Raw genomic sequence first — 13,508 nt, 5'->3', positions numbered from 1 at the left:
GTTTTCTTTACATGGGGAGTGGTCGTGGCAGTCGAGGAAAAACGCGCGTGGATCATGATCGTGGTCACGGTCGTGTCGTACGCGGTGTATCTGGCCCTCGTCCTCGGGAGATCCGGGGACGGCCCGATCGCCGAGGAGCCGTACGCCGCCGCGCTGCTGTGGACGGTCGGGTCGGCCATCGTCGCCTCGATCGTGCTGCACATCACCGTTTCGCTCCTCTCGCCCGAGGAGGGCAGGATCAAGGACCAGCGCGACCGCGAGATCCACCACTTCGGCGACCACATCGGACAGTCCTTCGTCGTGATCGGCGGCGTGGCCGGACTCGTCCTCGCCATGGCCGAGGCGAACCAGTTCTGGATCGCCAACGCCATCTACCTGGCGTTCGTCCTGTCGGCGCTGCTCGGCTCCACGGCGAAGATCTTCGCCTACCGGACGGGCTTCCACCCGTGGTGAAGCCGACGCGGGTCACCAACAGGATCCGGGCCCTGCGCTTCGCCAACGGCGAGATGACCCAGGCCGAGCTCGCCCGCCGGATCGGCGTCACCCGGCAGACCGTCATCGCCATCGAACAGGGCCGCTATTCGCCCTCCCTGGAGAAGGCCTTCGAGATCGCCCACGTGTTCGCCGTGCCGCTCGACTCCGTTTTCCAGTACTCCGCCACAGGCGCCACCCCAGAGGGAGAAGAATGATGAAGGCGATCGTCCAGGACGGCTACGGCTCTCCGGAGGTGCTGCGGCTCGACGAGGTGGAGCGGCCTGTTCCGGGCAGCGGCGAGGTGCTCGTGCGGGTCCGCGCCGCCGCCGTCGACCAGGGGGTGTGGCACCTCATGTCGGGCCTGCCCTACGCCCTGCGCCCGGTGTTCGGGCTCCGGGCGCCCCGCGTGCGGATACCCGGCATGGACCTCGCGGGGGTGGTGGAGGCCGTCGGGCCCGACGTCACCCGGGTCCGGCCCGGCGACGAGGTGTACGGCAGCGGCAAGGGGGCGTTCGCCGAGTACGCGTGCGCCAAGGAGGACTCCCTCGCCCCGAAGCCGGCGCGCCTGGGGTTCGAGGAGGCCGCCACCGTGCCCGTGTCCGCCGTCACCGCCCTCAAGGCACTGCGCGAGTCCGGCCGGGTCCAGGAGGGCCAGAACGTCCTCGTGCTGGGCGCCTCCGGCGGAGTGGGCACGTACGCCGTGCAACTGGCCAAGGCCTTCGGTGCCCACGTCACCGGGGTCTGCAGCACCGCCAAGACGGACCTGGTCCGCTCCATCGGCGCCGACGAGGTCGTCGACTACACACGGGAGGACCCCGTCGACGGCAGCCGCCGCTACGACCTCATCCTCGACATCGCGGGCAACCGCCCGCTGTCCCGGCTCCGCCGCGCCCTCACCGCCCGCGGAACCCTCGTCATCGTCGGCGGTGAGGACGGTGGCCGGTGGATCGGCGGCAACGAACGCCAGCTGGGCGCCCTCCTCCTGTCGCCCTTCGTGGGCCAACGGCTGCTGCCGCTCGCCGTCATGGAGCAGCACCGCAGCGACTTGGAGACCCTCACGGAACTCATCGACGCGGGCGCGCTCACCCCGGTCGTCGACCGCACCTACCCGCTGGCCGAGGTGCCCGACGCCATCCGCCACCTGAGGGGCGGCGGAGTGCGCGGCAAGATCGCGATCCGGCTATGAGCCGGCCGCCCGGCTCCAGGTGATGCGGGCGAGGACCGGCAGGTGGTCGCTGCCGGTGGCGGGAAGGGTCCGGATCCCGGTGACGGTCCCCGAACGTGCCAGGACCTGGTCGATGCGGGACACCGGGAAGGACGCGGGCCAGCTGAGGGCGAACCCCCGCCGGGGCGCCGCCATCCGCGAGGTCAGCGGAGCGAGGCCGCGGTCGTCCACGGTCGCGTTGAGGTCGCCGAGCAGGACCACCCGGCCCACCGGCTCGGCGGCGACCGCCGCGCCCAGCAGCCGTGCGCTCTCGTCCCGCGGCCGCGAGGCGAATCCGGAAGGTCCGATGCGGACCGAGGGCAGGTGGGCGACGTACACGGCGACCTCGCCCTCCGGGGTGCTCACCCCGGCCCGCAGGCCGCGGCTCCAGCCCTCGCCGATCCCCGACGGCCTGATGTCCAGGCGCCGTACGCCCGTCAGCGGGTACGCCGACCAGAGGCCGACCGTGCCCTCGACCGCGTGGTACGGATACCGGGACCCCAGGGCCGCCGCGTAGGCGGGCAGCGCGGAGGGGGTCACCTCCTCCAGGGCGACGAGGTCCGGTGCGGCCGCGGCCAGGGCGGTGGCGGTGCCCACCGGGTCCGGGTTCTCGTCGCTGACGTTGTGCTGGACCACCGTGAGGTGGTGGGCGCCGCGTTCCACGGGGAGGAGCAGCCCGCCGAACTGGCCCAGCCACGCGAGGGCGGGCAGCAGCACGGCCACCAGGGCCATGGCGGAGCGCCGTACGAGCGCCACCACGAGCAGCAGCGGGACCAGCAGGCCGAGCCAGGGCAGGAACGCCTCCACCAGACTGCCGAGGCGGCCGACCGCATTGGGTACGGCGGAGTGGAAGGTCAGCACGGCGGCGGTCAGCACGGCGAGTGAGCCCGGAACGCGCCCGCGCGTACCCCCGGCGGCCCGCCACCGGGCGATGCGGTGCACGCTGCCGCTGTCCGTCTGCCCGGCCACCGTCCCAACCCTCCGTCCCGGGGCCGGTTCCCGTACCCGTCCTGCGCTGTCCGTCTCGTTCCGTCCCGCAGGTACCCGCGGGCACCTGCACGATGTCACGGGCTACGACGCACGATCCGCCACCTGGGTTCCCGCCCGCCACCGGCGCACACGTCGTCGCGGAGGCACTCGGGCCCGCTGTGCGAGAGTGGCCGGCGGGGCCCGGCCGCAGGGGCCGGCCCGGGCGAGAGGGCGGGAGAGCCGCATGGGTGCAGCGAGGGTCGCGGTCGTGACGAGCGGCACCGGACTCGACCAGGACTCCGATCTGCCGCTGCTGCTGGAGGCCCTGCGGGCGCAGGGCCTGTCCGCGGAGCCGGTGCTCTGGGACGCGGACCCGGCTCCCTGGGGCGGCTTCGACCTTGCCGTGATCCGCTCGACCTGGGACTACGTCGGACGGCTGGAGGCGTTCCTGTCCTGGGCGGATGAGGCGGCCCGGGCGACCCGGCTGTGGAATCCGGCGCCGCTGGTGCGCTGGAACAGCGACAAGCGCTACCTGCTCGACCTCGCCGGGCGCGGCGTGCCCGTCGTGCCGACCCGCTGCATCGCACCGGGCGAGCGGTGCGACGAGGCGGACTTCGACGGTCCGCACGGGGTGGTGGTCAAGCCCTCCGTCTCGGCGGGCGCCCGGGACACCGCACGCTACGAGCCGGGCCGCGCGGCCGACGCCGTGCTGCACGCCCGCATGCTGCTGGAGCAGGGCCGCACGGCGATGGTCCAGCCGTACCTGCCGCTGGTGGAGGAGGGCGAACGCGCCCTGGTGTTCTTCGCGGGGACCTTCAGCCACGCGATCCGCAAGCAGGCCCTGCTGACCGAGCCCGGGCAGATGGACAACTCCCGGGTGGCGCACCCCGGGGCCGGGCTCCACATCCCGTCCGAGGCCGAGCTGCGTACGGCGCGGGCGGCGCTGGCCGCGGTACCCGTCGCGGACGAGCCGCTGTTCGCCCGGGTGGACCTGGTGCTGGGCGGGGCCGGGGAGCCGGTGGTCATGGAACTGGAGCTCATCGAGCCGAATCTGTTCCTCGGGCTCGCTCCGCAGGGAGCGGAGCGGCTCGCACGGGCCGTGGCGGCGGCGGCCCGGGGAACGCAGGCGTAGCGGACTGCCGGCGCGGCGGGGGCCTGCGCGGCCGGGCCGGGCGCGTGCCGCCCGGCCCGACCGGTCGGCGACCGGCTACGACGTCCTGCAGGCGCCGCGCATCCGGCGGCGGCGCAGCAGCAGGCCGACGCCGGCTCCTGCCAGGGCGGTCACCGCCACACCCGCCGTGGTCCACCAGACGGCGTCCCCGTCGGTGTCCGACGCCGCCCGGGTGCCGGAGGGAGCCGGAGCGGGGGACGACGCGTCGGCGGAGGAGGCCGCGGCGGAGCCGGAACCGGAAGCCGAAGCGGCAGCCGCGTCGGGGGTCGGGGCCGAGACGGCCGGAGTGCCGCCGTTGGCGGCGCCGGTGGTCGCCGCGCCGGTCGTCGGAGCCGGGTCCACCACGGGCACGCCGACTTCGAGTTCACCCTTGCCGAGCGCGGGGAAGCCGACCTCGACCGTGACCTTCCACGAACCGGGCGGCAGCGTCTCGGCCGTGGTCCAGCCGGCGGGCGGCGCCGCGGGGTCGCGCACGAGGCGCCAGGGGCCCATCGTGCGGGTGCCGTCGACGCTGACCGCGTTCACGGTGGCGGCGACGGTCTCGTCGATGGCGTCCCCGTCGTTCTCCCAGGTGATGTCGGTGGTGACGTGTCCGGCGCGTTGCCCGGTCACCACCACCTTCAGGGTGTCTCCGTGGGCTTGGGCGGCAGCGGGGATCAGGAACATGAGACCGAGTGCGGTCAGGGTGGCCGAGAGAACGATTCGTATGCGCATCGTCGGGGTGCTCCGGTCGGGATGAGGGGAACCGGCGGACGGCCGCGCGGAGGCGGCCGTCCGCCGGGGGCGGGATCACGGCGTCACGGGGTGTTCCCGGTGCCCGGACGGGGGAGCGCCCGGGCACCGGGCGTGGCGGCAGTGCTCAGCCGGACTTCTGCAGCGTCCAGGCCTGCGCCGCGCGGCCGTCCGCACGCTGGAGGTCGAGCAGCCAGTTCCCGTAGTAGGGGCGGTTGCTGACGGTGAGGGCGAAGCCGCCGCTCGGATCCGTGACGGTCACCGCGGCACCGCGGGTCGTCAGCTTCCAGGCCTGCGCGCGGTTGTTCTTGTCGCAGGGCTGCTGGGAGACCCACATGCCCTGGGCGGGTGCGCCGCCCGGCTGGAGGCACTTGCCGGAGACGGCGGACCGGATGCGGACCTGCCCGCTGCCCGCGTCGTCGAAGTACCACTGCTGCTGGGCGTAGCCGTTGGCGCGGCCGCCGACGAGGACGGTGCCGTCGGCGGTGCGGCCGCCCCACACCTCGGCCGCCATGCCGGTGCTGCCGTTGCCGAGCGTGTAGCGGCTGCCCGGGGTGGTCGCCCCGCCGCCGGCGCCGGTCGTGCGGAAGCTCGCGGCCTTTCCGGGACCGGTGTCGCGGCCGGAGCCGTCACGGGCGGACACGGTCACCGTGTACGAGGTGTTGGGCTGCAGGTTGTAGATGCGCAGCACCTGCGACTGGACCCACGCCAGGTGCTTGCCGTTCAGCATGACCTGGTACCAGGCGGTGCCCTCGACCTTGGGCCAGCTCACCACGACGGAGTTGGACTGGATCTGGGCCGCTGTCGCGGTCGGTCCGCCCGTGGGCTTCTTGGTCGGCGTCGGGCTGGGCTTCTTCGTGGGCGTCGGGTTCGGGTTGGGACCGGGGTCCGTGCCGCCGCCACCGCCCTTGTTCTTCATCAGGAACTGGTTGTCGGCGATGTTCCAGTGCGTGGCCAGGTAACTGCCCGGCTTGGGACTGGTGTGGAAGTAGTCGTCGTGGTTGCAGTCCAGGATGTTCTCGGACGCCTGGTTGGTGCAGATGTTGCGCATCTGCGGGTAGTACGGGGTGTCCGAGTAGCACATGACGTCGTACTCGTCGGTGCAGTGCGCGCCGCGGCTGGTGTTCGGGGCGCTGTTGTTGACGGCGCCCAGGTTGTGGCCGAGCTCGTGCGCGGCGGTGTGACCGCCCCAGCAGCCGGAGTCCGTGCGTCCGTAGGACGGGCCGAAGTTGCTCTGGTTCGCCTGGCCGGGGCGCTCGTCGCCCGCGAAGGTGCCGATGCCGCAGTAGACCTGGCTGTCGGCGAAGATCATGTACTTGCGGTCGCGGCGGTCGAGGCCCTTGGCGGCGAGCGCGTTGTTCGTCGCGCTGAACTCGGCGAGTGCGTTGGCCGGGAGCTCGATGTTGAGCACGGTCGGGGTGCAGTCGGCGGCGGTGACGTAGCGGATGTGCCGGACGCCGCCGGTCTCCTTGGCGCTGGCCGAGTAGATGAGGTCGGCGTCGGCCGCCCACTTGCGGAACGAGGCCACGTACTCGGAGTAGCGGTCCTTGCCGGGGGCGTGGACGTACACGACCTGCACGCGGTTGCCGGTGCTGCCGTCGCCGTCGCACTGGACGGTCTGGCCCGCGGGGCCGGCGGCGACGGCCTGGCCGCCCTCGGCGGCGGCCGGCTGGGGCGCGCTGTCCTTGGTGGCCGCGGCGTCGGCCGCGGGCGCGTCCTGAGGACGCCCGCCGCCTTCCTTGGAGGCCGGGTCGTCGGTGGAGGGCTTGGCCGGATCGGCGGCGGGTGCGCTCTCCTTGACGGCCGGCGGAATGTCCTTGGTGATGTCCACGCCCTTGGGCGGGGCGTCGGGGCCGTGGGTGCAGTGCCCGTCCCCGGTGCGGTAGACACCGACGCAGCGGTCGCCCTTGGGCGCGGGCTGCAGGCCGTCGTAGACCATGCCGCGCGCGTTCTCGTTGGCGGGCGCCGCGGCGAGGGGCTCCGGCTCCTCGTCGCGGGCGGGGGCGGCGGCCGGAGCGGAGGCGGCGGCCTCGACGGATCCGGCGGCCTGGGCACCGTCACCGAGGCCGGAGTAGGCGACGCCCGCGGCGATCACCGCTCCCGCTGCCAGGGCGGCGGTGGCAAGTATCAACCGCCGGGGTTTGCGGCGGTGGTCGGTGGAAGGGCGTCTGCGACGTCCTGTCATGGGCACCTCAAAGCGTTGTCGGACTAGTGGGTGCGCGGAAGCCTGCCAGACGAATGCTGCGGAGAATTCGGACAAACGGGGGCGCGGCCCAGGAAATCATTCCGTTACCTGTCGGCATGATTTGACGAACACTCAACTTGCCGTAAAAAAAGGCGAGTTACGCGCGTCGCACGCCAAAGGTCCAGTCCTTTCGGGGTGGGTTGTTATCAAATCGAGATATGATGCGGAAGCTTGTTGACGGGAATTCAGTCAGGAATTCACCTAATTACTACCTGCCGAATTCTCTCCGTCACGACCGGTGAGCGACGATGCCCCGGTTCCGACCCGTCTGGCCGTCGGCTCCCGTACGGAGCCCGCCAGTTGCCGAAACTCCTCGTACCGGGCGCCACGGCAGAGCCGCCCCGCACCCGGGCAGGGCGGGGCGGGGCGGCACGGCGATTGCGGGCGGGGGTCAGCCGCCGGCGACGCTCAGGTCGATGCGGGCGAGGCGCTCGGGGTCGGTGAGGATGTCGAGCGCGGTGATCCTGCCGTCCCGGATCGTGAACGCCATGACCGACATCGCACGGCCCTCCGCCAGCGCGAGCACCCCGGGCAGGCCGTTGACCAGCACCGGACGCGCCGCCTGGGCGAAGCGGGCGAAGGTGATGGCCTGCGAGGCGACCTCGGCCGCGCCGCGCCGGACCGGCGAGGGCCGCAGCGCACCGCCGTCCGAGCGGGCCACGACCTCGGGGTCGAGGACGTCGACGAGAGCGTCGAAGTCCCCGCCGCGCGCGGCGGCGAGGAAGGCGTCGACGACCGCCCGCAGCCGGGCCGGGTCCGGATCCGGAGGGGGCACGACGCCCGCCACGCGGCGGCGGCCGCGGCTGGCGAGCTGCCGTGTCGAGGCCGTGCTGCGCCCGAGGACCGGGGCGATCTCGTCGAAGGGCACGGCGAACAGGTCGTGGAGTACGAAGGCCAGGCGCTCGGCGGGCGTGAGGGTCTCCAGGACCACCATCAGGGCGATGCCCACCGAGTCGGCCAGGAGGACCTCCTGTTCCGGGTCGAGGCCGTCCGCCCGGCTGACGATCGGGTCGGGGAGCCGGACCTGCCCGTCCTGGTCGTGCAGGGGATCCTCGCGCCGGGTCGTGCGCGAGCGCAGCATGTCCAGGCACACCCGCCCGACGACGGTGGTCAGCCAGCCGCCCAGGTTCTCCACCGCGTCCGCGTCGGAGCGGTTCAGCCTGAGCCAGGCCTCCTGTACGGCGTCCTCCGCCTCGCTGAGCGAGCCCAGCATCCGGTAGGCCACCGCCCGCAGGTGCGGCCGGTGCTCCTCGAACCGCCGCGCCAGCAACTCTTTCCCGCTCACCCGTCACATCCCCGTGTCAGAAACCCAGTCCGGAAACGGACGGTAACCGAGCGCTCAACGGGTCGCACGCGCATATGAGTTGCGGCCCGCGCGGCGGGCGGACCTCCGTGGCCCGGCTTACGACCGGGCCGCCTCCTTGCGCAGGTGGCGGTAGAGGCGGTCGCGGTCCTCGTACAGTCCGCGGCTGTCCGTCGGGACCAGGTTGCCGTTGACGGCCATCGTGGGGGTCCCCTCGGCCGGCGAGTTGCTCATCGCCTCGTCCGCGGCCTCCACGAACTCCCGGTGCTTCGTCTCCAGCACCGCCGCGTCGAACTCCGGTCCGCGCAGGCCCGGCACCTTGCCGGCCAGGGTCAGCAGCCGGTCCCGCGTGAAGCCGCCGGCCTTGCGCACCCGCGCCTGGTGGCGGTACAGCAGTTCGTGGTACTCGGTGAACTTGTTGTGGTCCACGGCGGCGCGCAGCGCGTTCGCGGCGAACTTCGACCCCGGGCCGAGGAAGGAGCCCAGGGTGAACTGGAGCTGCAGCGCGTTGTTGCGCGCCGCCTGCTTCAGGTAGGGGCCGGTGCCGTCCAGTTCGAACTCGGCGCAGGCCGGGCAGCTCAGGTCCTCGTAGACCCGTACCGAGAGGGGAGCGGACGGGTCGCCGATCACGATCGTGGTGCCGTCGGAGGCCAGGGACTCCCGCGCCGCGGGCAGTTCAGCGCTCGCGGACACGTCGAGCGGGTCGGCGCCCCCGCCCTGCGGGGCGCCGCCCCGGCCGGCCTCGCAAGCGCCGACGGACGACACCACGGCAAGGGCCGCGGCCGCGCCGAGAAACCCGCGTCTGGTTCTGACCTGCATCAATGTCCTTTCCCTCTGATCAACAGGGAGACCTTACGCGCTGCCGAACCCGAGTCCGCACCGGGTTTTCGCGGCGCGAGACCGACGCCGTGATCGCGCATCCCGACGGACGCGTCCGCCCCCGCGCCCGCCTCGCGCAGACCCGTAGGGGCATGAGCGCGGCGCAGCCGGCGAGAGTGATCGCCGGTGCAACCGGCACGGGCCGCAGCCATCTCCAAGGGCCCGCGGACTGGCGCGGCCCCGAGGTTGCGGGGGCGCACTCGGCGCGCAAGGGGCGCGTTCAGTAGAAGATCAATTCGAGTGTGCGCCCGCGGGTGACGTTCGGTACTTCAAGATCGTCCGATTGCTAGCGTCCTGGCCATGACTCACTCCACCGAGTCCGGCCCGGCGCCGGACCACTTCGTGCTGCCCTCCGTCCGCGAAGCGAGCGAATCGTTTCGTCCCATCGTGCTGGACCCGGCGCGGCCGGCTGACCTGGCGGCCCTGACCGTGCTGCGGGAGTCCGGCCGCCTGCGCGAGATCCACGACCGGATCGAGGAGCAGGTCGAGGAACTCCTGCGCTGCCTGGCACCCCGGGATCCCTTCGGCGCGCTGTCGGCGGCCGACGCGGTCGCCGCAGTCCTGGGCGACCGGCCCGCCACGTACGGCCGTTGGATCTGGTATCCGTGGTCGGGCCGGCTGGTGCACCTGCTGCCCGAGCCCGAGTTCCGCCTGGTGCGCACCGACCGCAACCGCGACAAGATCACCCGCGAGCAGCAGCAGGACCTGCTGCGCCGCCGGGTGGGCGTCATCGGACTCTCGGTGGGCAGCAGTGCCGCGCTGACCTGCGCCATGGAGGGCGTCGGCGGGGCCTTCAGGCTGGCCGACTTCGACCGCCTGGGCCTGTCCAACCTCAACCGGCTCCGGGCCGGCGTCCACGAACTCGGCCTGGAGAAGAGCGTGCTGTGCGCCCGGCGCATGTACGAACTCGACCCCTACCTGGACATCGAGATCCATCGCGGAGGCGTCACCGAGGAGACCGTCGAGGACTTCATCGGCGACGGGGACCGGACCCTGGACCTGCTGGTCGAGGAGTGCGACACCCCCTGGGTCAAGGTCGCCGCCCGCGAGCACGCACGCAGCCGGCGCGTTCCCGTCCTCATGGACACCAACGACCGCGGCCTCCTCGACATCGAGCGCTTTGACCTCGAACCCGACCGCCCGCTCTGCCACGGCCGTATCGGTGCCACGACGGCCGCCGACGTGCGCGACCTCGACCGGGACGCGGCCGTCCGCTTCCTCCTGACGGTCGTCGACGAACAGCGCCTGAGTCCCGCCATGACCGACGCGCTCACCCGCGTCGGCCGCAGCCTCTCCAGCTGGCCGCAGCTCGCCAGCGGCGTCATGCTCGGTGCGGCCCTCGTCACCGACGCCGCCCGCCGCATCCTGCTCGGCGAACCGCTTCCCTCCGGCCGCCACTCCATCGACCTGGAAGCCCTCGTCCCCGCCCCGCACCCCGTGCCCGCCCCGCACCCCGTGCCCGCCCCGCACCGGGTGCCCGCCTCGAACGGAGCCGCCCGGTGAACCGGGTCCCCGAACTCCGCGGCGACCACCTGCGGCTGCGCGAACTGCACGCCGGCGACCACGACGCCTTCGCGCGGATCCTCACCCACCGCGTGCTCACCCGCTACCTGGGCATCGACCGCATGGACGCGGGCCAGGCCCACGACGCCTTCGCCCAGACCCTTGCCCAACCCCACACCCACCCGCGCCGCAAGTACACCCTCGCCGTCTGCGCCCCGGACGACGACGCCCTCGTCGGCACCATGGGACTGCTCGTCGAGGACTACGGCAGCAACGCGATGCTCACCAGCCTCGTCCTGCTTCCCGGAGCGCCCGTCCGCGGGCACGGCCACGAGGCCGGCCGCCTGCTGATGGCCTACGGCTTCGGTCACCTGGGCCTGCACCGCATCTGGGCCGGCCACCGCAGCGACCACCACTTCATGCCGCAGGTGATGCACGCCGCCGGTCTCCGGCCCGAGGCCACCCTCCGCCAGCTGTTCCACACCCACGGCCGCTGGCACGACGTCCTCACGTACGCCACTGTCGCCCCGGAGTGGAGGTCCCAGGCCACACCCTCCGAACTCGCCGTCCTCGACGGCGCGGACCGGCTCGACCGCGTCTGACCGTCCGCGGCGACGCGGAGGACGGCGACGGCCCGCCGGCCGGGCGGGCCTGCGTCCGTCATCCCCGGGCGGGCCTGCGTCCGGCGCATCGGACCGGGCGGACTGCACCGGGCGGATCACACCTGGCCGAGGTCCGAGCTCACCCAGCGGGACGGACGCATGTGGATCACGACCTGCTCGCCGTGGTTCTTCCATGCCTCGTCGACATAGCCGTCCACCCTGTCGGCCGGCAGGTACCGGGCGGAGATCGACTCCAGTTGCTCGCGCGCGGCCGGTTCCACCGAGACCACCGGGCCCTCGACCGACACGTACCGGACCGTCGGCTCCACACGGTCGACCATCAGGCTGAACCTGCCCGCGGAGGCGATCAGTTCGGCCTTGCGCGAGTCGCGTCCGGTCATGATCCAGATGTCGCCGCCGGGGGAGGAGTCGTACCAGATCGGTACCGTCAGCGGTGCGCGGTCCTCGCCCGCGCTCACCGCCAGGGCGGCGATGTGGGGTTCGGCGAGGAACTGCTCACGCTCGGTCCGGGACAGTGCCACGACTTCCTCCTGCCAGGAGTGCGGAAAGGCGTACTCCCGTCAGAACGCCGCGGCGCGGCCGGACCATTCCCCGGCGTCCCCGGTTCGGCGGCGGCCGTGCTCGGCGTCTCCGGTTCGGCGGCGGCCGTACGCGGAGGCCACGGGATTATTCGGGGGTGGTGTCCGGCGAGGCCCGGTACCTTGAGGCGCCGAGGGGGATGTTTCTTCATTTTCGTGTGCGCGGGGTGCGGTGCCGAGCTGACCGTCCCGCTCTCCCAGGTCGCCCTGCCCGCCCACGCCCATCAGAAGTACGGGAACGGGATCCAGCTGCCGGTGCTCATGGAGCCGGGCACGTTCGCCGTCGAGCCGGAGCCCTGGGGGCCGCCGTGGCGGAAGTGGGAGGAGATCCACCCGGACGAGGCAGCTGCCCGCGGTGTCCACGCGCCGCTCTACGCACTGTCCGACGGTGCGCCCGGAGCGACCGTCATCGCCCCCGGCGACGCCCGTGGCACCGTACTGGTTCCGGAGAACCGCGGAGGCGGGTACTGCTGCGGCCTCGACTGTTCCGCCGGCCCCAACGTGGCGTGCGCCGTGTGTGCCCTGCCCGTGGCGAGCCGGATCGACGACTGTTCGCTCTGGCAGGCGATGTGGCTCGCCCCGGGTGCCGTACGCCGCCTCCCCGTCGACGGCGCCGACGCCGTGCCGCGTTCCTGGTCGGAGCTGATGGCGGAGGGCGACAGCACGCCCCCGTTCGGGCCGATCGCCCACTGGGGCTCGCGGCTGGGAGCGGGCCACTGGTCGCACCACTCGTGGTCGTGGACCCCGGAGTGGGAGGCGGCGGCCGGCCGGGCCCTGGCGCACCTGCTGGCCGCCTCCGAGGGCCGGCCGGTGAGGGTGCCGGAGGGTCTGGCCGCGGAGGTGTTCCAGCGCCCCCTCGACGCCATGCTGCCGGCGGGCCCGCCGCTGCGGCACGCCGTCCTGGCGGGACCGGGACGACCGGCCCCCGAGGGGGAGGCCGACATCCTCCTCGTGCCGGTCCATCCGCAGACCGGGGAGCCCTGGGCCCCGGCCGATCCGGCCGCGTACCTGGTGCCGCTGCCGTTCGGGGTGTGGCGGTGGCTCGTCCTCCCCGAACACGTGCCACCCGTCCCCATGTCCGGCGTGCTCCCCGACGGCGTCCTCCGCGACGACTTCGACCCACCCGGGCCGCGCGCCCGCCGCCTGTTCCGAGCGGACCCGGAGATCTTCCGCCGCACCCTGGTCCGGCTGCCGGACGTCCGCCGACCGTGGCTGCGGACGATCCTGGACGACCTCCCCCAGTACATCCGGGCCGGCCACTTCTAGCGGGGCTTCGTCGACGAGGCTCCCGGCGGACGCGGCACCGGTCATCGCGGCAGACCGCGCCGCCCGGGCCGCGCACGACGTCAGCGGTGGCGGCGGTGCAGCCGCAGGGTGATGAAGACCGCCGCGCCGAGGGTGATGTGCATGAGGGACAGGGCCGCGACGGTGCCGCCGTCGGCGTCGGACGACAGCGGGCCGGCGACCGACAACAGGGCCAGCCCACTGCCCACGTACTGCGCGATGCGAAGGAAGACCGGCTTCCACAGGGCCAGCAGGAGGGCGGCGCCCACCCCGACGACCAGCGGCACGACGGACGACCCGATGACGCCCCCGACCGTGATCGGGTGTTCCTCACCCGCGTCGACGACGACGAGCGACGCGCCGGCGAGTCCGGCGACGGCGAGAACGATCAGATTGACCACGGCCGCACCGACCGCGCCGGCGGCCAGCACCTTCCACCACCCGAAGCCGGAACGGCGGACCGGGCTCTGAACTGCGGTGCTCGACATGAGAGTTCCCCCAACGTATGAAGTGCCGGGCTGCGGTTCGGCCGCGGCATACGCA

General features: G+C 73.1%; 14 protein-coding genes. 7 read left to right on the top strand and 7 right to left on the bottom strand.

What is annotated here, in order from left to right; genetic code table 11:
• The first annotated feature begins 24 nt into the window (after positions 1–24).
• The 3 genes from AB0O53_RS22240 to AB0O53_RS22230 are packed head-to-tail and all read left to right on the top strand — an operon-like array spanning position 25 to position 1,660.
• The gene (locus AB0O53_RS22240) at positions 25–453 is read left to right on the top strand and encodes a hypothetical protein (protein ID WP_350997839.1); all 429 of its coding nucleotides are present in this window, start codon (positions 25–27) and stop codon (positions 451–453) included.
• Positions 447–689, top strand: a complete 243-nt coding sequence (locus AB0O53_RS22235) for a helix-turn-helix transcriptional regulator (protein WP_403142299.1) — start codon at positions 447–449, stop codon at positions 687–689. The genes AB0O53_RS22240 and AB0O53_RS22235 overlap by 7 nt, the downstream gene beginning before the upstream one ends.
• Complete coding sequence (locus AB0O53_RS22230) at positions 689–1,660, top strand: NAD(P)-dependent alcohol dehydrogenase (protein ID WP_350998030.1); 972 nt, start codon at positions 689–691, stop codon at positions 1,658–1,660. The genes AB0O53_RS22235 and AB0O53_RS22230 overlap by 1 nt, the downstream gene beginning before the upstream one ends.
• Here AB0O53_RS22230 and AB0O53_RS22225 read toward each other — a convergent pair.
• A complete protein-coding gene (locus AB0O53_RS22225; protein WP_435886665.1) occupies positions 1,655–2,647 on the bottom strand; it encodes an endonuclease/exonuclease/phosphatase family protein in 993 nt (330 codons plus the stop codon). The genes AB0O53_RS22230 and AB0O53_RS22225 overlap by 6 nt on opposite strands.
• 244 nt (positions 2,648–2,891) lie before the next feature.
• On the opposite strand from AB0O53_RS22225, the gene AB0O53_RS22220 reads away from it, so the two are divergent.
• Positions 2,892–3,779 carry an ATP-grasp domain-containing protein gene (locus AB0O53_RS22220; protein WP_350997842.1) on the top strand — a complete coding sequence of 296 codons (888 nt, stop codon included), beginning with the start codon at positions 2,892–2,894 and terminating at the stop codon, positions 3,777–3,779.
• Positions 3,780–3,854: 75 nt separating this feature from the next.
• Here the strand turns inward: AB0O53_RS22220 and AB0O53_RS22215 are convergent, their stop codons facing one another.
• The 4 genes from AB0O53_RS22215 to AB0O53_RS22200 all read right to left on the bottom strand — a co-directional run bounded on the left by AB0O53_RS22215 (position 3,855) and on the right by AB0O53_RS22200 (position 8,917).
• Complete coding sequence (locus AB0O53_RS22215) at positions 3,855–4,532, bottom strand: hypothetical protein (RefSeq protein ID WP_350997844.1); 678 nt, start codon at positions 4,530–4,532, stop codon at positions 3,855–3,857.
• Between the two features lie 145 nt (positions 4,533–4,677).
• Entirely contained in the window at positions 4,678–6,681 is a 2,004-nt protein-coding gene (locus AB0O53_RS22210) for an RICIN domain-containing protein (protein WP_350997846.1), read from the bottom strand.
• A gap of 505 nt (positions 6,682–7,186) precedes the next feature.
• On the bottom strand, positions 7,187–8,080 hold the full coding sequence (locus tag AB0O53_RS22205; RefSeq protein ID WP_350997849.1) for a sigma-70 family RNA polymerase sigma factor: 894 nt from the start codon (positions 8,078–8,080) through the stop codon (positions 7,187–7,189).
• Between the two features lie 117 nt (positions 8,081–8,197).
• On the bottom strand, positions 8,198–8,917 hold the full coding sequence (locus AB0O53_RS22200) for a DsbA family protein (protein WP_350997852.1): 720 nt from the start codon (positions 8,915–8,917) through the stop codon (positions 8,198–8,200).
• Positions 8,918–9,277: 360 nt separating this feature from the next.
• Here AB0O53_RS22200 and AB0O53_RS22195 point away from each other — a divergent pair, with 360 nt between their 5' ends.
• On the top strand, positions 9,278–10,480 hold the full coding sequence (locus AB0O53_RS22195) for a ThiF family adenylyltransferase (protein WP_350997854.1): 1,203 nt from the start codon (positions 9,278–9,280) through the stop codon (positions 10,478–10,480).
• Positions 10,477–11,082: a GNAT family N-acetyltransferase gene (locus AB0O53_RS22190; RefSeq protein WP_350997857.1), complete on the top strand. Its 606-nt coding sequence runs from the start codon at positions 10,477–10,479 to the stop codon at positions 11,080–11,082. Before AB0O53_RS22195 ends, AB0O53_RS22190 begins: the two co-directional genes overlap by 4 nt.
• 116 nt (positions 11,083–11,198) lie before the next feature.
• On the opposite strand, the gene AB0O53_RS22185 is transcribed toward AB0O53_RS22190, so the two are convergent.
• Positions 11,199–11,624, bottom strand: a complete 426-nt coding sequence (locus AB0O53_RS22185) for a pyridoxamine 5'-phosphate oxidase family protein (RefSeq protein ID WP_365197647.1) — start codon at positions 11,622–11,624, stop codon at positions 11,199–11,201.
• 213 nt (positions 11,625–11,837) lie between these two features.
• Between AB0O53_RS22185 and AB0O53_RS22180 the strand changes: the two genes are divergently transcribed.
• A complete protein-coding gene (locus tag AB0O53_RS22180; RefSeq protein WP_365197644.1) occupies positions 11,838–12,947 on the top strand; it encodes a hypothetical protein in 1,110 nt (369 codons plus the stop codon).
• 80 nt (positions 12,948–13,027) lie between these two features.
• Here the strand turns inward: AB0O53_RS22180 and AB0O53_RS22175 are convergent, their stop codons facing one another.
• Positions 13,028–13,453, bottom strand: coding sequence for a DUF6069 family protein (locus AB0O53_RS22175; RefSeq protein WP_350997865.1), 426 nt, complete (start codon positions 13,451–13,453; stop codon positions 13,028–13,030).
• Positions 13,454–13,508: the final 55 nt, after the last annotated feature.

Origin of the sequence: Streptomyces erythrochromogenes (assembly GCF_040684695.1) — a bacterium.
GTDB lineage: Bacteria > Actinomycetota > Actinomycetes > Streptomycetales > Streptomycetaceae > Streptomyces > Streptomyces erythrochromogenes_C.
The sequence above is the reverse complement of the archived record's forward strand: the minus strand, read 5'-3'. Positions and strand labels throughout refer to the sequence as shown.